Here is a 23,610-nt window from a genome sequence, read left to right as displayed (position 1 = left end):
CTCGCGCGGGCAGGGGCCGTCCTCGTCGGAGGCGCGGCCCCTGCCCGTATGCTCGCCAGGCGTAGCCAGACACCGGAAGGCGGAGAAGTGAACTACAGGGTCCAGCCCAGCGCCCAGGTCGACGCGGATGCCGAGATCGGCGCCGGGAGCAGTGTGTGGGACCTCGCCCAGATCCGGGAGGGCGCGCGGCTCGGCGAGGGCTGCGTGGTCGGCCGCGGGGCGTACGTCGGTTCCGGTGTCCGCATGGGCGACAACTGCAAGCTCCAGAACTACGCGCTCGTCTACGAGCCGGCCGAGCTCGGCGACGGCGTCTTCATCGGCCCCGCCGTCGTCCTCACCAACGACCACAACCCGCGTTCCGTGGACCCGGAGGGCAAGCAGAAGCGCGGCGGTGACTGGGAGGCCGTCGGCGTGCGCATCGCCGACGGGGCCTCCATCGGGGCGCGCGCGGTGTGTGTCGCGCCGCTGACCATCGGCCGCTGGGCGATGGTCGCCGCCGGCGCCGTCGTCACCAAGGACGTGCCGGACTTCGCGCTGGTCGTCGGCGTCCCGGCCCGCCGGGTCGGCTGGGTCGGACGGGCCGGCGTCCGGCTGGTCGAGCGGGACGGGGAGCCGGGGGTGTGGGAGTGCCCGGAGACCGGCTCCCGCTACGACGAGAAGGACGGAACGCTGGTCGAGCGCACCGCCTAGCGACCCGCGACGACCCGTCCGCGTTGACCCGATTTACGTACCCGTAAACCCAAGGTTCACGAAATCGTTATGCGAGCGGACCGAAACCCGAAAGCCGTGTTCTGACCACGGCTTGGACGGACAGGGACCGGACGCGGCCGGACACGCTGCCCCGACAGGGCAACCCACAGCGGATCCGGCGCGTCCAACCCTTTGCCTACCATTTCCTCTGCTCGCCCTCCCCACATGCCCGCCCCCAGAAGAAGAGTGCTTTGTGAAAGTCATCAGCATCGTCGGCGCCCGTCCCCAGTTGGTGAAGCTCGCCCCCATCGCGGCCGCCTTCGCGGAAACCGAGCACGAGCACGTCATCGTGCACACCGGGCAGCACTACGACGCCGACCTCTCGGACGTCTTCTTCTCCGGACTCGGCATCCCGGACCCCGATGTCCACCTCGGGGTCGGCTCCGGCAGCCACGGCGTGCAGACCGGCGCCGTCCTCTCCGCGCTCGACCCGGTCCTCGACCGTGAGCAGCCCGACTGGGTGCTCGTCTACGGCGACACCAACTCCACCATCGCCGGCGCGCTGTCGGCCGTGAAGATGCACCTGCCCGTGGCGCACCTGGAGGCGGGCCTGCGCTCCTTCAACCGGCGGATGCCGGAGGAGCACAACCGTGTCCTCACCGACCACAGCGCCGACCTGCTCCTCGCGCCGACCGAGGAGGCCATGCGCCACCTCGCGAACGAGGGCCTCGCCGACCGCGCCCGGCTGGCCGGCGACGTGATGGTCGACATCTGCCTGCGCATCCGCGACCAGGTCCGCGCCGGTGAGTTCCCGGCGCCGGAGCTGCCCGAGGGCATCGACCCGGCGCAGCCCTTCCTGCTGGCGACCCTGCACCGCCCGGACAACACCGACGACCCCGAGCGGCTCGCCGCGATCGTCGACTCGCTCGCCAAGCTGCCGGTGCCGGTGGCGCTCGCCGCCCACCCGCGGCTCGTCGCCCGCGCCCACGAGCACGGCATCGAGCTGTCCCAGGGCAACCTGCACGTCGGCCGCCCGCTGCCGTACGCGAGCCTGGTCGCCGCCGTGCTGGCCTCCGTGGGGGTGGTGACGGACTCCGGCGGTCTCCAGAAGGAGGCGTTCCTCCTGGAGCGCATCTGCACGACGATCCGCCCGGAGACCGAGTGGGTGGAAACCGTCGACACCGGCTGGAACGTCCTTGTACCCGACCCGCACACGCTGTCGCCCCAGGAATGGGCCGAGACCGTGACCCGTGCCGTGCCGACCGACGACCCCGGCTTCCCGTACGGCGACGGCCGCGCGGCGCACAACGTCGTCCGTCTCATGGAGGAATGGAAGGGGGGCAGCCGGCCCGCCTGACATGTGGATCGGAACGGGGGAACGTGGCCGTCCGCACGCGGACGGCCACATGTGACCCACAGTCCGTGCATGTCAGCGTGCTAGCGTCAACCGCTATGTCATCGTCTCCCCCGTCCGGGCCGCCTGCGGAAGGCAAGCGACCGCACGTCATCTATCTCGCCATCGGGTTCCCCCCGGCCGCCAAGAGCTCCACGTACCGGATGCGCGAGACCGCCAACCAGTTCGTGAAGGTCGGCTGGGACGTCACGGTCGTGAACATCGCCCGCGAGTCCTGGGAACTCGACTCGGGCATCGACCTCTCCCTGCTGGACCAGGTCGACCCCAGGGTGAAGATCGTCGAGCTGCCGCTGGCGCGCGAGGATCTCGAGACGGACATCCGCCTCTTCGACGAGGCGCGTGCCCTCGACCCCAACGGCTGGGTCGCCAAGCTCCGCAAGCGCCAGACCGAGAACTTCCCGGAGCCGAACTTCGGCGAGTGGCGCGAGGACCTCGAGCAGGCCGTGCTGCGCATCCACCGGGAGCACCCGGCGGACCTGCTGCTGGCCAGCTGCGTGCCGTACGTCAACCTCGCCGCGGCCTGGAAGCTGTGGGAGGACGCGAAGGTGCCGTACGCGGTGGACTTCCGCGACGGCTGGTCCATCGACGTCATCGACGGCGTCGAGGCCTTCGCCCGCGACTCCGCCGAGGGCCGCTGGGAGCAGAAGATCCTGGACCACGCGGTGTCGCTGTGGGTCGTCAACGACCCCATCGCCGAGCACTACCGCCGGCGCTACCCCGACTTCGCCGACCGGGTGCACGTCGTCCGCAACGGCTACGACGCGGACAGCTCGCCGGGCCGGGCGCACAACCCGGACGCCGAGGCGGGTCTCGTCTTCGGCTACCTCGGCACGGTCAACTTCACCGTCCCGCACCTGGAGACGGTGCTGAACGCCTGGCGCGCGGCCCGCGCCAAGGAGCCGCTGCTGGCGAACGCGCGCTTCGAGCTGCGCGGTCACCTCGGCAACGGCGCCACGCGCGGTGCGAACCGGCACGCCGAGGTGTTCAAGGAGGCCGAGGCCGACAACGTCGTCTTCGGCGGTCCCGCCGCCAAGGCCGAGGTCTCCTCGATCTACGCCGGCTGGGACGCCATGGTGCTGATCCTCATCGGCGGCCGCTTCGTCACCTCCGGCAAGGTGTACGAGTACATGGCGACCGGCCTGCCGATCGTGTCGGCGCACGCCGTCGAGCACGACGCCTCGAACGTGCTCAGGGGCCACCCGCTGTGGACCGGCGCCCCCGGCCTCGACGAGGCGGGCCTGACCGAGTCCTTCATCAAGGCTGCCCACATGGCGGTGGAGACCACCGACGAGGAGCATGCCGACGCGATGGCCCACGCCGACCAGTTCACTCGTGAGGCGCTGATGTCCGTCGCCGTCAAGAACCTTGTCGAGGAGCTCGCCAAGTGACCGAAGTCCTGCTCGTGGCGTCCGTCCGGCCGAATCTCGGCGTACTGGCCGACACGGTGCGCAAGTTCAACGCCCAGGGCGCGCGCGTGCACCTGGCGGGCATGTTCCACCTGGAGGCCGAGGGCGTCCCGGAGGAGCTCGCCCAGGTCGAACTGGCCGGTGTGCACCAGCTGCCGCGCACCCTGAAGCACCGCAGCCAGGCGGTGCGCCGCCGGCTCGGCAAGGCCCCGCGCGGCCTGCGCAACTGGACGCAGGTGCGCAGCGACTCCTGGCTGCGCTCGCACGGCCGCAAGGCCGACGTGCTCGTCGCCCTGGACGTCGCCGCCGTGTACACGGTGTGGCGGCTCGCCGAGTACAACCGCACCGCCGCGGCCAGGTTCGGGCTGGCGCCCGCGCTGAAGGCCGTGGAGGAACTGAAGGCGCAGGGCGGCACCACGGCCCGGCACTCCACCGTCCTGCCGCCGCTGAGCTCCGTCGCCCGTGATGTGAAGCGCTCGGTGGACCGGCTGCCCGCGCAGCTGGTGCGCACCGCGACCCCGCGTCCCGTGATGCGTTCCGGTGTCGGCGCCCGGCTGTGGCGCTCGGCCGTGACCGCGCCCGGCATGCCCATAAGAGTGCGCGCCGCGACCTCGCGGTACGTCGCCGAGGGCATGCAGTGGGCGGGTCGTACCAGCGGTGCCGCCCTCACCCTCGCGGACGCCGCCTCGAAGATCCCCGACCTCCAACTGCGGGCGGACCTCTACAACGAGGGCGTCATGCAGGAGCTGAAGAAGGGCATCAGCCCCCGCTTCCTGGGCAAGGCGGTCGCGGCCCAGCTCGCGAACGCCGACGCGCTCTTCGCCAAGGGCAGGACCGACGATGCGGCCGAGGCGCTCAACCGCGCCCTGTTCCTGCACTTCCACCGGGTGCTGCACATCGACCAGCTGTCGTCGCCGCTGGCGAAGGACGCCGAGGGATTCGTCGCCCCGCTGCACCGCTCCAAGGCGTTCCAGGCGGTGAGCCGCCCCCGCGGCCGCAAGGTGCCCGCCGCGCCCGCCCCCACCGACCGCCCGCTGCGGCTGCTGGTGACGACGAGCGCCAACGACAACTTCCTGCACCTGATCAAGGAGCACTTCGCCGGTCACCCCGGTGTCGAACTGCGCTTCCTCGACCTGGCGGCGAACAAGCACCTGAAGCGGATCTCCTGGGCGGCCCCGCGCATGCTCAAGGACCGGCTGGCCGGGGACACGAGCGACTACCAGGAAGAGGTGGAGCGCCTGATGCGCCCGCACCTCGACTGGGCCGACACCGTGTTCCTGGAGTGGGCGGCCGGTCCGGCCGGCATGCTCACCACGATCGACCCGGGCGACACCCGGATCATCGTGCGCCTGCACAGCTACGAGGCGTTCACCCGCTGGCCGCACATGACGGACTTCTCCCGGATCGACGACATGGTCTTCGTCGCCCCGCACGTGAAGGACCTGACGGCCTCGCTCGTGCCGACGCTGCGCGGTGAGCAGGCCCCGCGCTTCCACCTCATCGACAACGCCATGGACCTCTCGGGCTTCAACCGCGCGAAGCCGGCCGAGGCCCGCTTCAACCTCGGTCTGATCGGCATCAGCCAGGTCGCCAAGGACCCGAAGTGGGCCCTGGACGTCCTGGAGCGGGTCCGCAGGCACGACGAGCGCTACCGGCTGCTCCTGGTCGGCGGCGACATGGACCCGAAGACCAGCCAGGCCACCAAGGACTACCTGGCCGAGTTCGAGGAGCTGCTGGCCCCGCTGGAGGAGTCCGGCGCGGTGGTCCGGCTCGGCCCGACGGACGACGTCCCGTCGAAGCTGGTCGAGATCGGTACGATCATCAGCTCCTCCGTGCGCGAGGGCTGCCACGTCGGTCTGATGGAGGGCGCGGCCAGCGGCGCCGTTCCCGTCGCCCGCGACTGGCCGTTCTACGCGGGCAAGCCCAACAGTGCCCGCACCCTCTACCCGGAGGGCTGGGTGGTGGCCTCCCCCGCCGAGGCGGCCGAGCGGATCCTGAAGATCACGGCCACCGAGGAGTCCTGGCGCGCGGCGGGCAAGCTCGCCACCGAGCACGCCCTGGCCGTGTGGGACTGGCCCGTGGTGCAGAAGCACTTCGAGAAGCTGCTGCTCGACGAGAGCTGACCCGCGAGCCGACGCGAAGGCCGGCGCACCAGCCGGCGCGCGAGCGACACGGACATGAGTGAGGGCCCCCGGGATCATCCCGGGGGCCCTCACTCATCACATCCGGCACTCACATCCGGCCGGTCGGTCGGCCGGTCAGCCAGCCCGGCAGCCGGCCGGACAGCCAGCCCGACAGTCGGCCCGGCAGTCGGCCCGACATCCAGCGGGTCATCCGCCGGACACACACCGGGGCGTTCGTGCGGCCGTGCGTACGGCCCCGCGCGCTACGGGTGCCGCAGCCGCCATCCGGCCCACGCCGACTCCACCATCTCCCGCACGCCGCGCCGCGCGGTCCAGCCGAGCTCCTGGTGGATCAGGTCGGCGGAGGCCACGACCCGGGCCGGGTCGCCAGCACGGCGGCCGGACACGTCGGGTGCGATCTCCGCGCGGCCGGTGACCTCCTGGATGACGTCGATCATCTCGGCGACCGAGACGCCCTCGCCTCGGCCGATGTTGAGCACCAGCCGGGCCTCGGGGTCGGCGGCCAGCCGGCGGGCGGCCGCGACATGCGCGGCGGCGATGTCCTCGACGTGGATGTAGTCACGGACGCAGGTCCCGTCGGGCGTCGGGTAGTCGTCACCGAAGATCCGCGGCGCCTCGCCCGCCTCGAGCCGCTCGAAGACCATCGGGACGAGGTTGTAGACGCCGTCGTCACCCAGCTCGGGCGTGGCCGCGCCCGCCACGTTGAAGTAGCGCAGCGAGGCGGTGGCCATCCCGTGCCGGGCGCCGACCGCCCCGACCAGCCACTCGCCGGCGAGCTTGGTCTCGCCGTAGGGGTTGATCGGCACGCACGGCGTCTTCTCGGTGACGAGGTCGACGTCGGGCATGCCGTACACGGCGGCGGACGAGGAGAACAGGAACCGGCCGACGCCCGCGGCGACGGCCGCGTCCAGCAGGACCCGCATGCCCTCGACGTTCTCGCGGTAGTAGTACAGCGGCCGGTCCACGGACTCGCCCACCTGCTTCTTGCCCGCGATGTGCACGATGCCGGTGACGCCGTGCTCGCGCAGCACCCGCTCGACGACGACGCCGTCGAGGACCGTGCCGACCTCCAGCACCACACCGTCCGGGAGCCGCTCGGGCCGGCCCGTGCTCAGGTCGTCGAGGACGACGACCCGCTCACCGGCGTCGGTCATCGCCTTCACGACGTGCGAGCCGATGAAACCGGCGCCGCCCGTGATCAGCCAGGACATGAGAAAACCTTCCTGCACCAGGGCCCCGTCCCGGACACGGGACGGGGCCACGAGGTTGTTCGCGTACGGGCGTCAGCCGCCGATGACGACGCGGCGGACGCCCTTCCAGGCCTCCGGGTCCGTCGTACGGCGACCGTCGACCAGGACGGTGACGTCCGGCAGGTCGGCCGGGGTCAGCGTGCGGTACTCCGCGTGGTCGGCCTGGAGGATCGCCGCGGTGACCTTCTCGCCCGTGTGCGGGGTGAGACCGTGGGCGAGAAGCTCCTCGTCCGTGTACATCGGGTCCGAGACGAACGGCACCGCGCCGCGCGCCTTGAGGGCCTCGACGGTCGGGAAGACGCCGGAGAAGGCGGTCTCCTTCACGCCACCGCGATAGGCGGCACCCAGCACCAGCACACCCACGCCGGTCAGATCGCCGTAGGCGGCGGCCAGCAGGTCGACGGCGTACTCGGGCATCGCGGCGTTCGCCTCACGGGCGGAGCGCACGACGGTCGCCGCCGGGTCGTTCCACAGGTACATCCGCGGGTAGATCGGGATGCAGTGACCGCCGACGGCGATGCCCGGCTGGTGGATGTGGCTGTAGGGCTGCGAGTTGCAGGCCTCGATGACCTTCTTGACGTCGATGCCGTTGCTGTCGGCGAAGCGCGCGAACTGGTTCGCCAGGCCGATGTTGACGTCCCGGTAGGTCGTCTCGGCGAGCTTGGCCAGCTCGGAGGCCTCGGCGGTGCCCAGGTCCCACACGCCGTTCGGCCGCGGCAGGTCGGCGCGCTCGTCGAAGTCCAGGACCTGCTCGTAGAACTCCACACCGCGGGCGCTCGACGCCTCGTCGATGCCACCGACCAGCTTGGGGTAGCGGCGCAGGTCGGCGAAGACCCGGCCGGTCAGCACGCGCTCCGGGGAGAACACCAGGTGGAAGTCATCGCCCGCGGTCAGCCCCGAGCCCTCGGCCAGCATCGGCGCCCAGCGGGTGCGGGTGGTGCCGACCGGCAGCGTGGTCTCGTAGCTGACCAGCGTGCCGGGCTTGAGGCCCTGGGCGATCGCCTTCGTCGCGGAGTCCATCCAGCCGAAGTCCGGGGTGCCCTCGGCGTCCACGAACAGCGGGACGACGACGACCACGGCCTCGGACTCGGCGACGGCGGACGCGGTGTCCGTGGTCGCGCTCAGCAGCCCGGCGTCGACGGCCTGCTTCAGCTTGACGTCGAGGTCGTGCTCGCCCGGGAACGGCTCGACGCCGGCGTTGACCAGCTCGACGACCTTCTCGTTGACGTCCGCGCCGATGACCCGGTGGCCCTTGGAGGCGAACTGCACGGCCAGCGGCAGGCCGATCTTGCCGAGTGCTACTACACAGATGTTCATGGAGAGGCGCTACTTCCTTTTGGAACCGGTCGGCTTCTTGGAACCGCCCGGCTTGGACTTCTTGGCGCCGACGGCCCGCTTCAGACGGCCGGCCCCGGACTTCAGTTTCCGCCCGAATCTCCCCAGCCCCTGGCGGAGCACCGCGATCTTCGGCGGGTACATCTGGGCCGTGTCGATCACGACCCGGCCCTTGTCGTTCACCACGGCCGACGCCCGGTAGGGGTCCCCCTCCCGGCCCCACTGGCGCGCCAGCGGCATGGGCAGGTCCTTGCCCCGTACGGGAATCTCGTACGTCGAACCGGCCACGTCCAGGTATACCCGCACGCCCCGCTTCGCGGTGAGGTGGGCCAGCGGGACCCGGGCGTGCAGCACGGTGGCCGCGCCGTCCTCGGCGGGCTCCCGCGTGAATTCGCCCACCGCGGCCGGCAGGACGTGGTCGGCCTTCAGCCGGCGCGCGCCGGGCTTGTCGGCCGACTTGGGCATGGCCTTGTCGGCGAGCCGCAGCACGGCGCCGTCGACGTCGCCGAGCACCGGCACCCGCACGGACAGCGTGTACGTGAGCGCCTCGCCCTGCTGCTCCCAGGCGGAGGCCAGCAGTTCGGTGCCCTGGGCGAGACGGCCCGGCACCGACTCCCCGACCAGCTCGTAGACCCGGTCGGGCAGGCCGATGCGCGGGTCGCGGAATCCGGCGTACCGGGCGTAGGCACGCTCGCCCTCGAGGACGAACGGCGGCGCCCCGTGCTCCTTCTCCGAGCTGATCGCCTCGGCCAGCTCGTCGATCGCGCCGGCCCGCGCCAGGGCGATGCGCACCCGGCGCTTGACGTCCATCGCGTCGCGGATGCCGTCGGTGAAGTAGACGTCGGCGAGTCGCGCGATGCCCGCGCAGATCTGCCGCTGGAGCTCGCGGTCCAGGCCGGGGAAGTCGTCCTGGACGAGCTTGGCGAGCTCCCAGGTGAAGTGCCGGCGCAGCAGCGCGTCCCGGTCGGGGCCCGCCTCGACGAGACCGGCCGTGAAGTCCATGATCTCGGCGGCGGCCCGCAGCCGCGCCAGATGGTCGGCGCGGTAGGTGATGTTGCTGGCGTCGCCGCGCTTGACCGCGTAGTAGCAGGTGTAGTCGGCCACCACCGAGATCTTCTTCGCGCGCACGCACGCCTCGATGGTGAACGGCTGGTCGCTGCCCACGGGCAGGTGCTCGGGGAAGCGCAGCTTGTACTTCTCGACCAGTTCCCGGCGGAACAGCTTGGTGTTGGCCAGCGTGAAGGGCAGCGCGGAGTCGTACAGGCTGACGTCCGGGTCGCTCTCCTTGTACAGCGCCTGGTGCACGTAACGGCCGTTGGTGCCGACCATCTTGCCGACCACGACGTCGGAGCCGTGCAGGTCGGCGCAGGCCACCATGCGCTCCAGCGCTTCCTCGCCGAGGTAGTCGTCGGAGCCGATGAAGTACACGTAACGGCCGGTGGCCACGTCCAGCGCCCGGTTGCTGGGCGCCGCCGGGCCACCGGAGTTCGGCTGGTGGAGCACCTTGACGGTGTCCGGGTACAGCGCCGCGAACCGGTCCAGTTCGGGCCCGCTGTCGTCCGTGGACCCGTCGTCGACGGCCACGATCTCCAGGCGCTCACGGCCGATGCTCTGCCCGACCAGGGAGTTCAGGCACTCGGTCAGGTACGGCATCGTGTTGTAGACGGCAACGACGACGCTGACGTCAGGCGCAGCACTCATGCTCCGGCTCCTGGTCTCCGACAGCCGACGGCCGGCTGGGTCCTGCGGGGAAAGTCTCACAGAACATAGGAGTCCTGCCGAGCACGCACCGTTCCCCCGATGTGTGATGCTCAGCTGCCATGTGCGGCCAGATCCTCCGGCTGAAGGGACACGCTGCGGTTGCTGGTCGCCGACTCGAGGACGGCGGCCGCCACCTCCACGGTACGCATGCCCTGGCGCAGGGTGCAGATGTCGGCCTGCTTGCCGAGCACCGCGTCCCGGAACAGCTCGTGCTCGACGAGCAGCGGCTCACGCTTGGGGATGGCGTACCGGATCATGTCGCCCTCGGACACCCCGCGGAACGCCCGCAGGGCCTCCCACTCGGTGGTGACGGCGGCGTTGGAGTGGAACGTCAGGTCGGCGGTGAGGGTGTCGGCGATGAAGCAGCCGCGCTCACCGGTGACCGAGGTGAACCGCTCCTTGAGCGGGCTCAGCCAGTTCACCAGGTGGTTGACCATGGTGCCGTCGTCGAGACGGCCCACCGCGGAGACCATGTCCTCGTGCTCACGGCCGCTCTTGGAGACGGTGTGCGCGGCGATGGACACGTACTGGCGTCCGGTCACCCAGCCGGTGAGGTCGATGTCGTGGGTGGCGAGGTCCTTGACGACGCCGACGTCCGCGATGCGGTGCGGGAAGGGACCCTGACGGCGCGTCACGACCTGGTAGACGTCACCGAGCTCGCCGGCCTCCAGGCGGGCGCGCAGCGACATCAGCGCCGGGTTGCAGCGCTCGATGTGACCGACACCGGCCACCAGACCGCGCGACTCGAACGCTTCGACGAGACGACGGGCGCCCTCGACGGTGTCGGCGACCGGCTTCTCGACCAGGGCGCACACACCGGCCTCGGCGAGCGCCAGGCCGACCGGCTCGTGCAGGGCGGTGGGGCAGGCCACGACGGCGTAGTCCACACCGAGGGCGATGAGCTCCTCGACGGTGTTCAGGATCGGCGCGCCCTGGGCGGCGCCGAACTTGTCACCCATCGGGTCGACGACGCCGACGAGTTCGACGCCCTCCAGACCCGACAGGACACGGGCGTGGTGACGCCCCATGGAACCGAGGCCGACGAGTCCCGCTCGCAGCGACTTCCCGGTACTCACAGCTGCTCCCCCAGAGCATTGACGGCGGTGACGATGCGCTCGAGGTCCTGGGCGGACAGAGCGGGGTGCACGGGCAGCGAGACGACCTGGGCGGCCGCGCGGTCCGTCTCGGGCAGGTCCCAGTTCCGGCCCGCCTTCTGGTCCGGCTCCCAGTACGGCTTCAGCCGGTGGATGGGAGTCGGGTAGTACACGGCGTTGCCGATGCCGGCCTCGGTCAGCTTGGCCATGGCGGCGTCGCGGTCACCCAGGACGCGCACCGTGTACTGGTGGTAGATGTGCCGGGCGCCCTCGGCGACCTTCGGCGTCACCACGTCGGGCGCGGTGATGTGCTCGGTGAGGTACGCGGCGTTGGCGATGCGCTGCTCGGTCCAGCCGTCCAGCTTGCGGCGCTGCACACGGCCGATCGCGGCGGACACGTCCGTCATGCGCACGTTGGCGCCGACGATCTCGTTGGCGTAGCGCTTCTCCATGCCCTGGTTGCGCAGCAGGCGCAGGGTGCGGGCGGTCTCCGCGTCCCCGGTGGAGATCATGCCGCCCTCGAGGCTGTGCATGTTCTTCGTCGGGTAGAAGCTGAAGGTGCCCGCGGCGCCGAAGGCGCCGACCGGGGTGCCGTGCAGCGCGGCCGCGTGGGCCTGGCAGGCGTCCTCGACCACGGCGAGCCCGTGCTGCTCGGCGATCGCCATGATCTTGTCCATGGCGGCCGGGTGACCGTACAGGTGGACCGGCATGATCGCGGCGGTGCGCGGCGACAGGGCGGCCTCGACCGCGGCCGGGTCCAGGCAGTACGTCTGCGGGTCGATGTCGGCGAAGACCACGTCGGCGCCGACCAGCCGCACCGCGTTGGCGGAGGCGGCGAAGGAGAACGACGGCACGATGACCTCGTCGCCCGGGCCGAGGCCGAGGGCGAGGAGCGACAGGTGCAGCGCGGAGGTTCCGGAGTTGACCGCGACGCAGTGACGCCCGTCGACGAGCTCCGAGAACTCCTCCTCGAAGGCGGCCACCTCGGGCCCCTGGACGACCATGCCGCTGCGCAGCACGCGCACCGCGGCCTCGATCTCCTCCTCGCCGATCACGGGCTTGGCGGCCGGTACGAACTCATGGGCGTCGGTCATCGACATCCCCTCCTCTACGGCGACCTCTAAGCCGCACCACGTCATGCATGGTCGGGAAGAGACCGTGTCGATGCTCAGCACGGCCGCATCCCTGGTTGTCCGCCGGCGCCGGTGAACGGACCGGACGGGTTGTACACAGGACCCCGCCCCCCGAGGGCGCCTTGCGGGAAGTCAGCCGTGTCCGGTGGTGAGACCGGATGTGCTCATCGGCCGGGGTCACGGTGTGCATGCCTTTGGCCACCGGGACCACAGTGCACGTTACCAGCACGCGGACAGCGATTTTCCCTAGGGTTACCACAGTGAAACTCACGGAGAGCGTGCGGTCCATCACAAGCGAGACACAGAGTAACTCGCTGCTGAACGCAATGCGACGCGGGCACCCGGAGGATACCGGGTGCCCGCGTGACGGTCGGTCCGAACCGGTCCGGCTCGGCCTGTGTCAGGCCGGGCCGGAGCGAAGCGGAGTCACTCCTCCGTCGAGGCCGACACGGTCGGCTGGCCCTCGTGGGCCGCCGCCGTCGTCTTCGACACCGTCTTCGCGGCCTTCTTCGCCGTCGTCTTCTTGGCGACCGTCTTCTTGGCGGCCGTCTTCTTCGCGACCGCCGTCTTCTTGGTGGCGGCCTTCTTCGCCGTGGCCTTCTTCGCCGTCTTGCGCGCGGCCGCCTTCTTCGCCGGAGCGGCCTCGGCCTCCTCGGCGGGCGCCTCGACCTCCTCGGCGGGGGTCTCCGCCGGGGCCGACGGCACGACCATGACGGCCGTCTCCTCGGACGCGGTCGGCGCGGTGGCCTTGCGCACGGCACGGCGCCGCGGGCGGGCCGGAGCCGCGCTCTCGACGACGGGCTCGGCGACCTGCTCCGCCTCGGGCTGCTCCACCGCGGCGGCCTCGGCGGCCGGTGCCGGTGCGACCGACGGCTCGGCGACCGTCAGCACGGCGGCCTCCGCCCCGGCGGGCGAACCGGCCGGCGCGGACACCTTGCGGGTGGCGCGACGACGGGTGCGGCCCTTGGGCGCGGCCTCGTCGGCGGCCGGGGCCTCGACGGCCGGGGTCTCGGCCACCGCGGCCTCGACGACCGGGTCCTCGACGGCGACCGGCTCGGTCTGCGCGGTGACCGCCTCGGCCGGCTGCACCGGACGCTCGGCCTCCGCCTCGACGGTGACGTCCTGCGCGGTGGGCGCCTCGACGACCGTCTCCGCGGCGGCCTCGACGGCCTCCTGCGGGGCATCGGCCTCGAAGCCGCCGGCCCTGCGCGTCGTGCCGCCCCTCGGCGCACCCGCCGGAGCGGACGCCCGACGGCCGGCCCGACGACGGCCACGGCCACGCGTGGCGGCGGCCTCCGCCTCGGCGATGCTGCTGTACAGCTCCTCGTCCGGCGCGAACTCGGGGGCTTCGAGCGCGATCGGCTCGGCCACCTCGGCGGCGACCTCGGCCTCGCTCTCCGTCTCCTGTCCGGCGCCCACGAGCGGCTCGACGACGTCGGCCGACACCGTCTCGTGCTCGTGGTCGTGGCCCGGTCCGTCCCCGCCGCGGCCGCGCTTCTTGCGCTTGCCGCCGCCACCGACCGCGGTCGGCTGCTCCATGTGGACGATGACCCCGCGCCCGTTGCAGTGCACGCAGGTCTCGGAGAACGACTCAAGCAGTCCCTGGCCCACCCGCTTACGGGTCATCTGCACGAGCCCCAGCGAGGTCACCTCGGCGACCTGGTGCTTCGTACGGTCGCGGCCCAGGCACTCCAGCAGACGCCGCAGCACCAGGTCCCGGTTGGACTCCAGCACCATGTCGATGAAGTCGATCACGATGATGCCGCCGAGGTCGCGCAGCCGCAGCTGACGCACGATCTCCTCGGCCGCCTCCAGGTTGTTCCTGGTGACCGTCTCCTCGAGGTTGCCGCCCTGACCGGTGAACTTGCCGGTGTTGACGTCGACGACGACCATCGCCTCGGTCCGGTCGATCACCAGCGAACCGCCGCTGGGCAGCCAGACCTTGCGGTCCAGCGCCTTGGCGAGCTGCTCGTCGATCCGGTAGGTGGCGAAGACGTCGACCTCGGAGGTCCACCGGGACAGGCGGTCGGCCAGGTCGGGCGCGACGTGCGAGACGTACCCGTGGATGGTCGACCAGGCCTCGTCACCGCTGACGATGACCTTGGTGAAGTCCTCGTTGAAGATGTCGCGCACGACGCGGACGGTCATGTCCGGCTCGCCGTACAGCAGCGTCGGCGCGTTGCCGCCGTTCTTCGCCTTCTTCTGGATCTCCTCCCACTGCCCCTGGAGCCGCTCGACGTCGCGGCGCAGCTCGTCCTCGCTCGCGCCCTCGGCGGCGGTGCGCACGATGACGCCCGCGTCCTCGGGGACGATCTTCTTGAGGATCGTCTTCAGCCGGGCCCGCTCGGTGTCGGGCAGCTTGCGGCTGATGCCGGTCATCGAACCCTCGGGCACGTACACGAGGTAGCGGCCCGGGAGCGAGACCTGGCTGGTCAGCCGGGCGCCCTTGTGGCCGATCGGGTCCTTCGTCACCTGGACGAGGACCGACTGGCCCGACTTGAGGGCGGCCTCGATGCGACGCGGCCCGTTGGCCATGCCGAGCGCCTCGAAGTTGACCTCACCGGCGTACAGGACGGCGTTGCGCCCCTTGCCGATGTCGATGAAGGCGGCCTCCATCGACGGCAGCACGTTCTGGACCTTGCCCAGGTACACGTTGCCGACGTAGGAGGTGGCCTGCTCCTTGTTGACGTAGTGCTCGACGAGCACGTTGTCTTCCAGGACGCCGATCTGGGTGCGCTCGCCGCTCTGGCGGACGACCATCACCCGCTCGACGGCCTCGCGGCGGGCCAGGAACTCGGCCTCGGTGATGATCGGCACGCGGCGGCGGCCCTGCTCGCGGCCTTCCCGGCGACGCTGCTTCTTGGCCTCGAGACGGGTCGAGCCCTTGATGGACTGCACCTCGTCCGACGGCTCGGAGGGCTTGCGCGGCTCACGGACCTTGACGACCGTGCGCTCCGGGTCCCCGTCGACCGGCTCGGCCTCGGGAGAGGAGTCACCGGCACGACGACGCCTGCGACGGCGGCGACGGCTGCCGGCGGAGGAGCCGCCGGACTCGTCCTCGGCGTCCTCCGCGTCCTCGTCCTCCTGCTCGGCGGTGTCCTCGGCGTCCTGAGCGGCCTGGTCGGCGGCGAAGTCGTCGGACTCGGCGTCCCCCTCGCCGTCGGCGGCATCGCCACGACGACGGCGACGGCCACCGCGACGGCGGCGACGACGCGACCCGGTCTCCTCGGTCTCGTCGTCCCCGTCGACAACGTCCTCGACCTCGTCGGTGTCCTCCGGCTCGGCCTCGGACTCGTCCGCGGCGGCGGGCGCCACGGGAGCGGGGGCGGCGGCAGCGGCGGTGCGGCCGGTCTCGGCCTCGTCACCGAAACCGGCGGCCCGGCGGCGACGGCGACGACGCGACCCGGTCGGCTCCTCCGGAGCCTCCTGGGTCACCTCGGTCTCCTCGGGCTCCTCGGCCTCCGTCACCTCGGCCCCGGCGGCGGCGGCCTCGGCCGCGGCCCGCTGCGGGGTCTGGAACTGCGGCTCGGCGAACACGGGTGCCTGGAACACGGCGACCGCGGGCCGCGCCGGACGACGCGGCGTGTCGCCCTCCGCGCTCTCCTGCGCGGGCGCGGTGAAACCGCCGGCGGCCCGGCGGACCACACGACGGCGACCGCGTCGGGAACCGGCGTCCTCGTCGGTCTGAGCGGACTGCGTGGGCTGAGCTGCCTGCGTGGGCTGCGGGGCCTCGGCGGCGGGCGCGGCCTCGGCCGCAGCGGCGGGCGCCTCGGGCGCCTTCACCTCGTCGACGGGGGCGGCGGCCGCGGTGACGGCCTGCTCGGCGGTCTCGGCCTCGGCGGGCGCGGTCACCCGACGCGTGGCGCGACGGCGGGTGCGGGGGGCGGGCTCGGCCGGCGTCTCGTCGGCCACGGCCGGAGCCTCGGTCCCGGCGGCGACGGCGGGCGTCTCGGCCTCCGGCGCACCGGCGGGCGCGGTCGCCCGGCGGGTGGCCCGGCGCCGCGTACGGGGCGCGGCCTCGGCGGGCGCCTCGTCGGCGACCTGGGCGACGGGCTCGGACTCCGCGGCGGGCTGCTCCACGGCCGCGGCCTCGACGGCCTCCGCCGGGGACTCGGTGGGCGTGGTCACGCGACGCGTGGCACGGCGACGGCCGCGGCGGGGAGCGGCGTCCTCGGCGGCGGCCTCCTCGGCGAGCGCTTCCGCCGCCGCGGGCGCGCTCACCTCGGCGGGCGCGCTCACCTCGGCGGCCACGGGCAGCACGGTCTCGGCGGCCTCGGCGGCGGCCGGAGCCCCGGCGGGCGCGGAGGCGCGGCGGGTGGCCCGGCGCCGGGGACGCGGCGCGGCCTCGGCGGCTTCTTCGGCCGCCGGGCTGTCGGCGGTGCCGTCGGCCCGGGCGGCCTCGGCGGTCTCCTCTTCGGGGACCTCTTCCGCCAACTGCTCGGCGGATTCCACGGCCGGTATGGCCGGCGTGGTGGTCTCGGCCGAGGTGTCGGCGGCGGCGACCGGCGGACCCGCCGGTCGGGAAGCGGCACGGCGCCGACGACGCGGCGGCAGGGTGTCGCTGGGGCTGTTCGCTTCGGAGTCCGTGGTGGACTCTGTCGATTCGGTTGGCTCGAGCATGCGGGCGTTTCTCCCGTCAGGCCCCCGGGCGCCGCGCCTGGTCCGGCGTCGATCACGAGGGATCGATCGCCGTTGACGTCCGCGGCTCGCGCGATGCGCGGTGCCGCCGTCCGGGGCGCGGGCGCCGCACGGGGGCTCTCTGTGTCCTGTCTCGCCGGTTCCGTACACCGAATGCGTACGGCCTGGCGAAAGTCTTCTGGTCGGTTCGCCGCCCGACCCAGGTGGCTCCCGAGTACGAGGGCGGCGCTACGACGTCCGTCCCTTCGCGGAACTTCCCTACGCGGGCGCCTTCGCGGCGGCAGCGGGATCGGCCGTTGTGGGGGCCGGAGCTGCCTCGCGGTCGGGCGCGAGCGGGTCGGTCACCGTGCCGGTCTCTTCATCGAACAGCCCCTGCGCCAGCCTGGTCACCGCTGCGGGGACCGGCGGCGCCAGGTCGGCCACGGCGCGAAGACCGGACAGGACGTCGTCGGGTCGTACGGCAGGCGTCACGTGCCGAACAACCAGCCGCAGTATCGCACAGGGCTGGTCCGTCGGCCTATCAGCAGTTTCACTGTGCGTCTCGAGTCGGACGACAGCGGCACGGGCGTCGAAGGTCCGGACGCCGTTCTTGGCCATGCGCTGGACCTCGACGGCGTCGGCCTTGTTGAAGGCCTCCACCGCGCGGTCGGCGTCGGCCGGGTCCACTCCGTCCAGCCGCAGCTCCCATACGGAGGCCGTCAGCCGGTCGGCGAGTCCCGAGGTCCGGGCCTCGACCGCGTCGACGACGTCGAGGCCGGTGGGCAGCGACTCGTCGAGGAGGATTCTCAGTTTCTCCGGGTCCCGCGCCGCGGTGAGCGCGATCTCCAGGTACTCCGCCTCACTGCCCGTGCCGGTGGGTGCGGCATTGGCGTACGACACCTTCGGATGCGGCGTGAACCCCGCCGAGTACGCCATCGGCACCTCGGCACGGCGCAACGCACGCTCGAAGGCGCGCTGGAAGTCACGGTGGCTGGTGAACCGGAGGCGGCCGCGCTTGGTGTAGCGCAGTCGGATGCGCTGCACCGCGGGTGCGGGCGGCGGGCCTTCGGGCTGTCGCTTGCCCAGTGTCGTTCAGTCCTTCGTGAGAGCGGTCGTACTCCTACCAAGAGTACGTGCCTCGGCACCCGATGGTTCCCGCCCGCCGACCGGCTCTCGCTCCCGCGACTGCCCGAAGAGCATCCGGCGCACGTCCGCGCGGGCCTGCCGGGCCGTCTCCCGGGCGGCGGCCAGGGTCTGCCGGGTGGCCCGGCCGACGCTGCGCGCGGCACTGGCGGCGGGACGCAGCACGGCGTCCCGGACGACATGTCCGACCGGGGTGAGGACGCTCCGGTACACCCAGCGGACGGGCTCCACGAAGATCCACCGCAGGAGGGTCCCGAGGAACCGTCCGACGGCCCGCGAGATCCGGCCGGCGATCCGCCAGGCATGCCCGAGGGCGTCGCCCACCTCGCGCGCGACGACGGCCAGGAGACGGCCGACGGGGGCGAGCACCCAGCGCCACAGGGCGAGCGCGGGCAGCACCACCAGGATCCGGGCCGTCCAGTACAGGACCAGGCCGATCCCGGTGACGAGCAGTGCCAGGAGCCGCCACACGCCGCGCGCGCACCAGGCGATCGCCCGCCCGGTCGGCGCGAGGACCCACCGGTGGACCCAGCGGGCGGGGACGACGACGAGGTACCGCAGCAGCCACGCCACGCCGGTGTACGCGCCGACGCCGACGGCGGCGAGGAACGCCCCGATCCCCTTCAGCAGCCACCGGCAGGCATGTCCGACCGGGGTGAGCACGCGCGTGTGGACCCACACCAGCCCGGCCCCGATCCCGCGCGCGAGCCGTGCGACGCCGTGCCCGACCGGGGTCAGGACATGCCGGTAGGTCCACACCACCGGCACCACGAGCAGCACCCGGCCGAGCCATGCGAGCGCCTTGCCCGCCGGGACGACGACGTACCGCCACAGCGCGGCCAACGGCAGGACGAACAGCGCCTTCCCGAGCCGGAGCAGGGCCCGCCCCAGCGGCCGGAGCACCGCGTCGCGCAGCAGCCGCCCCACGACGACGAGCGCGTCCCACACCATCCGCACGGGCACGACGAGCACGAGCACGACGATCCGCACGGGCAGCCGGATCGCCACGACGAGGCATCCCTCGGGCTCCCGTACGGGCTCCCGCGCGGGCGGTCCGGGGCGGTGGCCGGTGCGCTGTCCGGCAGGCCGTCCGGCGGGCGGTTTCTCCAGGTCCATAACGACGTAGACGCTACAACCACGCCGGTGGATGCGCTGTTGAGGGTGCGTCAGGGGCAGGTCACTTCCGCCGGGACCGCGCCGCCTTCCCCGCCCGCGAGGCCTTCGGCCGGCGCTCCGGTCCGGCCGGCCGGGGGACGGCCTTGACGTGGGGTGCGGAGAACTCGCGGTTGGTCTCCGTCTGGCGGCGGACGGCTCCGGGCAGGTCGGGCATCGCGAGCAGGGTGTCGCAGGCCCGGACGGCCGCCCGGTGGTCGCCGACCCAGTAGGCGCAGATGGAGAACTCGAAGAGCAGACCCCACCGGTAGACCCACGACCGGGTGAAGAGCAGGTCGTCGGGTTCACCCTGGCCGACGACCGCGCCGAGCAGGGCGTACGCGGTGCGGTAACGGCTCTTCAGGCGCAGCCGTGAGGCCAGTTCGTAGACGGCTTCCAGGCGGGTCGGGCGGGACTCCCAGGCGCGGGAGAACGCGTCCATGGCTCCGGGCCAGTCGTCGGTCTTCTCCGCCCGCAGGATCCCGGCCTCCAGGAGCGAGCAGTAGACCTCCTCGCCCCAGCCGCCCAGTCCGGCACGCCGCTCGTACAGGGCGATCGCCTCGTCCACGTGGCCCAGGTCGCGTTCGGTGTTGGCGAGGTAGAAGACCGTGCGCGGGTTGGTGGGGTCGCGCTCCAACTCGCCCCGCAGCAGGCGCGCGTCGCGCTCGAACTTGTCGCTGCGGCAGCCGCCGTCCGCGTGGTCCTCGATGACGAGCGCGTCCAGGTTCTCCTGCCGGTCCGGGCCGTCGGTGCACGGGTACTCGTGGGTGACGCCCTCGTAGCGCCAGGTCCGGTCGCCCCGCATGAGGTGCTTGAAGCGGTGCTGGGTGCCCGGCGTGTCGTACCGCAGCATGTACGAGCCCGCCGTCAGCCGGGGCAGCGGGGCGTCCTGGCGCATGACGTGGTCGGCGTCGAGGGTGAGCAGGTAGTCGGCCTTGCCGAGGGCGCGCCGGATGTTCAGCGTCCGGTTGTGTCCGAAGTCGACCCAGGGCTCCTCGTGGAGTTCGCCCGGGATGCCGTCGAGCACCTTGCGGATCAGATCCTGAGTGCCGTCCGTCGAACCGGTGTCGGAGATCACCCAGTAGTCGATGAGGGGCCGTACGGACTTCAGGCAGCGTTCGATCACGCGCGACTCGTCCTTGACGATCATGCACAGGCACAGGGTCTGGTGGGTCACGGGCGTCAAGGTGACACAGCCCGGCGGCTCCGACGGCCCGTTCCACGCGGCGAATACCCCATCAGCACGCACCGATTAGTCCGATACGTCGATAAAAACTATCTTTTGGTCGTCGCATCGCGCCGGAACGGGCGCGCTCAGGTCAAGCTCACCCTCAGGTTCGGGGAGCGCCCGGACCGCTCGATGCAAGGAGCACTTGAAATGCGTCCTGAGTTCGGACCGTACTCCCTCCTCGGGCCGGTGGCCCGGCACAGATGCAAGCGGGCCGGCATGGTGGCCTCGCTCGCCGTGGTCCTGGCGGCCGGCGTGATCAGCCCGGCAGCCGCGGCGGCCCGCAGTGTCACCGACCGAGTACAGGCGGAACTTCCCTCCCCCGGCGGCAAGTGCAAGCCGGGGCACCACAAGCACGAGCACCACAAGCCGAGGGCGATCGAGGCCGGCGGCAAGGACAAGTGCAAGGGCCCGACGGGTCCCACCGGCCCCAAGGGTCCGAAAGGCCCGAAGGGTGACCACGGGGTCACCGGCGCCACCGGCCCCACCGGACCGACGGGAGCCACCGGCGCGACCGGTGCCGACGGGATCGACGGCGTCGACGGCGTCGACGGCGTGACCGGAGCCACGGGAGCCACCGGAGCGCCAGGTGCGGACGGCGTCGACGGCGCCACCGGGGCGACAGGTGCGACCGGCGCGGACGGCCCCACCGGAGCCACGGGCGCCACGGGCGCCACGGGGACGAACGGTGTCGACGGCGCCACCGGTCCGACAGGGGCGACCGGAGCCACCGGGGCGACGGGCCCCTGCTCCGACATCGACGCCGCGCAGGACTCCAACAACTTCGAGCTGAGGGTCGCGCTGACCGGCGGCTCGACCTTCGCCGGTATCCACGACCTGCGAGGCGTCGCGCCCCGTCCGTTCCTGTGGACCGATCTGAGCACCCACCCCGACTACCCCGCGGGCGGGGAGGACGCCGACGGCCGCAACGTGGGCTTCGTCTGCGGAGCCGCCGTCAACGGGCACAGCGCCAACAACGGCAACCCGATCAAGTTCGACGTGATGACCACCACCGGCCAGGTCTGGGAGACCACCTGCGTCGCCGTCACCGGCACCAATCCGGCGACGCTGAACTGCAACGACGCCAACGGTCTGCCCAACCCCTGGACCAAGGTGACCTTGCAGCCGCTGGCGACGGTCATCAACGGCGGCTCGTGACCGGCCCCGCACCCCGCTGAAAGCGATGCCCGGAGGTCCGCCGACAGACCTCCGGGCATGGTTCGCGATACCCCGCAGGGCCGCCGTGAATCCTCAGTGACTGTGCGCGGCACTCCCCGCCGGCTGCTTCACCGTCAACGGCAGCAGCTTCTGGCCGGTCGGACCGATCTGGATGTGGGTGTCCATCGCCGGGCACACCCCGCAGTCGAAGCAGGGCGTCCAGCGGCAGTCCTCGACCTCCGTCTCGTCGAGGGCGTCCTGCCAGTCCTCCCAGAGCCAGTCCTTGTCGAGGCCCGAGTCCAGGTGGTCCCAGGGCAGGACCTCCTCGTAGGACTTCTCCCGCGTCGTGTACCAGTCGACGTCCACACCGAAGGCGGGCAGCGTCTTGTCGGCGCAGGCCATCCAGCGGTCGTAGGAGAAGTGCTCGCGCCAGCCGTCGAAGCGACCGCCGTCCTCGTAGACGGCCCGGATGACGGCGCCGATACGGCGGTCACCGCGCGAGAGGAGACCCTCGACGATGCCCGGCTTGCCGTCGTGGTAGCGGAAGCCGATCGAACGGCCGTACTTCTTGTCGCCGCGGATCTTGTCGCGGAGCTTGGTGAGACGCGCGTCGGTCTCCTCGGCGGAGAGCTGCGGCGCCCACTGGAACGGCGTGTGCGGCTTCGGCACGAACCCGCCGATCGACACCGTGCAGCGGATGTCGTTCTGACCGGAGACCTTGCGGCCCTCGGCGATCACCTTCATCGCCATGTCGGCGATCTGGAGGACGTCCTCGTCGGTCTCCGTCGGCAGACCGCACATGAAGTACAGCTTCACCTGGCGCCAGCCGTTGCCGTACGCGGTGGAGACCGTCCGGATCAGGTCCTCTTCGGAGACCATCTTGTTGATGACCTTGCGCATGCGCTCCGAGCCGCCCTCGGGGGCGAAGGTCAGGCCGGACCGGCGGCCGTTGCGGGTCAGCTCGTTCGCCAGGTCCACGTTGAAGGCGTCCACGCGGGTGGAGGGGAGGGACAAGCCGATCTTGTCCTCCTCGTAGCGGTCCGCGAGGCCCTTCGCGACCTCGGCGATCTCGCTGTGGTCGGCGCTCGACAGCGAGAGCAGGCCGACCTCCTCGAAGCCGGTCGCCTTCAGGCCCTTCTCGACCATGTCGCCGATCCCGGTGATCGACCGCTCGCGCACCGGGCGCGTGATCATGCCGGCCTGGCAGAAACGGCAGCCGCGGGTGCAGCCGCGGAAGATCTCCACCGACATCCGCTCGTGCACCGTCTCGGCCAGCGGGACCAGCGGCTGCTTGGGGTAGGGCCACTCGTCGAGGTCCATCACCGTGTGCTTCGACACGCGCCACGGGACGCCCGACTTGTTCGGCACCACACGGGCGATCCGGGCGTCCGGCAGGTACTCCACGTCGTAGAACCGCGGGATGTAGACCGCGCCGGTCTTCGCGAGACGGAAGAGGACCTCCTCGCGGCCGCCCGGCCGGCCCTCCGCCTTCCACTCGCGGATGATCTTCGTCATGTCCAGCACGGCCTGCTCGCCGTCGCCGATGACCGCCGCGTCGATGAAGTCGGCGATCGGCTCGGGGTTGAAGGCCGCGTGGCCGCCCGCCAGCACGATCGGGTCGTCGAGACCGCGGTCCTTGGACTCCAGCGGGATACCCGCGAGGTCCAGCGCCGTGAGCATGTTCGTGTAGCCCAGCTCCGTGGAGAAGGACAGCCCGAACACGTCGAAGGCCTTCACCGGACGGTGGCTGTCCACGGTGAACTGCGGGACCGCGTGCTCCCGCATCAGCGCCTCGAGGTCCGGCCAGACGCTGTACGTGCGCTCGGCCAGGACCCCCTCCTGCTCGTTCAGCACCTCGTAGAGGATCATGACGCCCTGGTTGGGCAGACCGACCTCATAGGCGTCCGGGTACATGAGCGCCCAGTGGACGTCGCAGGACTCCCAGGGCTTGACGGTGGAGTTGAGCTCGCCGCCCACGTACTGGATCGGCTTCTGCACATGCGGGAGCAAGGCTTCGAGCTGCGGGAAGACCGACTCGACAGACATCGCGGCGTTACCTTCGTGAGCTGGCGGGGACAGGGGTGA

15 protein-coding genes are annotated in these 23,610 nt (G+C 71.9%); 5 read left to right on the top strand and 10 right to left on the bottom strand.

The window, feature by feature from the left end:
• Positions 1-87: 87 nt before the first annotated feature.
• The 4 genes from AOQ37_RS34520 (at position 88) to AOQ37_RS34505 (ending at position 5,633) form a co-directional block, all read left to right on the top strand.
• The gene (locus AOQ37_RS34520; protein WP_062650492.1) at positions 88-690 is read left to right on the top strand and encodes an acyltransferase; all 603 of its coding nucleotides are present in this window, start codon (positions 88-90) and stop codon (positions 688-690) included.
• A 253-nt stretch (positions 691-943) separates the two neighbouring features.
• Complete coding sequence (wecB, locus tag AOQ37_RS34515) at positions 944-2,047, top strand: non-hydrolyzing UDP-N-acetylglucosamine 2-epimerase (RefSeq protein ID WP_062650490.1); 1,104 nt, start codon at positions 944-946, stop codon at positions 2,045-2,047.
• A gap of 200 nt (positions 2,048-2,247) precedes the next feature.
• Entirely contained in the window at positions 2,248-3,492 is a 1,245-nt protein-coding gene (locus AOQ37_RS34510) for a glycosyltransferase (protein ID WP_199825135.1), read from the top strand.
• A complete protein-coding gene (locus tag AOQ37_RS34505; RefSeq protein WP_062650486.1) occupies positions 3,489-5,633 on the top strand; it encodes a glycosyltransferase in 2,145 nt (714 codons plus the stop codon). Before AOQ37_RS34510 ends, AOQ37_RS34505 begins: the two co-directional genes overlap by 4 nt.
• A 263-nt stretch (positions 5,634-5,896) precedes the next feature.
• On the opposite strand, the gene galE is transcribed toward AOQ37_RS34505, so the two are convergent.
• The 9 genes from galE to AOQ37_RS34460 form a co-directional block, all read right to left on the bottom strand.
• Positions 5,897-6,865 carry a UDP-glucose 4-epimerase GalE gene (galE, locus tag AOQ37_RS34500; protein ID WP_062650484.1) on the bottom strand — a complete coding sequence of 323 codons (969 nt, stop codon included), beginning with the start codon at positions 6,863-6,865 and terminating at the stop codon, positions 5,897-5,899.
• Positions 6,866-6,937: 72 nt separating this feature from the next.
• The gene (locus AOQ37_RS34495; RefSeq protein ID WP_062650482.1) at positions 6,938-8,221 is read right to left on the bottom strand and encodes a nucleotide sugar dehydrogenase; all 1,284 of its coding nucleotides are present in this window, start codon (positions 8,219-8,221) and stop codon (positions 6,938-6,940) included.
• 9 nt (positions 8,222-8,230) lie between these two features.
• Positions 8,231-9,940 carry a glycosyltransferase family 2 protein gene (locus AOQ37_RS34490; protein WP_062650481.1) on the bottom strand — a complete coding sequence of 570 codons (1,710 nt, stop codon included), beginning with the start codon at positions 9,938-9,940 and terminating at the stop codon, positions 8,231-8,233.
• Between the two features lie 110 nt (positions 9,941-10,050).
• On the bottom strand, positions 10,051-11,076 hold the full coding sequence (locus AOQ37_RS34485; RefSeq protein ID WP_078890502.1) for a Gfo/Idh/MocA family protein: 1,026 nt from the start codon (positions 11,074-11,076) through the stop codon (positions 10,051-10,053).
• Positions 11,073-12,188, bottom strand: coding sequence for a DegT/DnrJ/EryC1/StrS family aminotransferase (locus AOQ37_RS34480; RefSeq protein ID WP_107085378.1), 1,116 nt, complete (start codon positions 12,186-12,188; stop codon positions 11,073-11,075). Before AOQ37_RS34480 ends, AOQ37_RS34485 begins: the two co-directional genes overlap by 4 nt.
• Before the next feature lie 465 nt (positions 12,189-12,653).
• A complete protein-coding gene (locus AOQ37_RS34475) occupies positions 12,654-16,847 on the bottom strand; it encodes an Rne/Rng family ribonuclease (protein ID WP_062650477.1) in 4,194 nt (1,397 codons plus the stop codon).
• 276 nt (positions 16,848-17,123) lie between these two features.
• On the bottom strand, positions 17,124-17,888 hold the full coding sequence (locus AOQ37_RS34470) for a TIGR03936 family radical SAM-associated protein (protein WP_062650476.1): 765 nt from the start codon (positions 17,886-17,888) through the stop codon (positions 17,124-17,126).
• A gap of 48 nt (positions 17,889-17,936) precedes the next feature.
• Positions 17,937-19,103 (bottom strand): phosphatidylglycerol lysyltransferase domain-containing protein, encoded by a 1,167-nt coding sequence (locus AOQ37_RS34465; RefSeq protein WP_078890501.1) that lies wholly within the window; start codon positions 19,101-19,103, stop codon positions 17,937-17,939.
• A 61-nt stretch (positions 19,104-19,164) separates the two neighbouring features.
• Complete coding sequence (locus tag AOQ37_RS34460; RefSeq protein ID WP_107085373.1) at positions 19,165-20,316, bottom strand: glycosyltransferase; 1,152 nt, start codon at positions 20,314-20,316, stop codon at positions 19,165-19,167.
• A 201-nt stretch (positions 20,317-20,517) separates the two neighbouring features.
• Between AOQ37_RS34460 and AOQ37_RS34455 the strand changes: the two genes are divergently transcribed.
• Complete coding sequence (locus tag AOQ37_RS34455; RefSeq protein WP_062650472.1) at positions 20,518-21,525, top strand: collagen-like triple helix repeat-containing protein; 1,008 nt, start codon at positions 20,518-20,520, stop codon at positions 21,523-21,525.
• A gap of 93 nt (positions 21,526-21,618) precedes the next feature.
• Here the strand turns inward: AOQ37_RS34455 and AOQ37_RS34450 are convergent, their stop codons facing one another.
• Positions 21,619-23,571 (bottom strand): TIGR03960 family B12-binding radical SAM protein, encoded by a 1,953-nt coding sequence (locus tag AOQ37_RS34450; RefSeq protein ID WP_062650471.1) that lies wholly within the window; start codon positions 23,569-23,571, stop codon positions 21,619-21,621.
• Between the last annotated feature and the right edge of the window lie 39 nt (positions 23,572-23,610).

Origin of the sequence: Streptomyces maremycinicus (genome assembly GCF_001184025.1) — a bacterium.
Taxonomy (GTDB): Bacteria; Actinomycetota; Actinomycetes; order Streptomycetales; family Streptomycetaceae; genus Streptomyces; species Streptomyces maremycinicus.
This window is presented reverse-complemented; position numbering and strand designations above follow the sequence as displayed.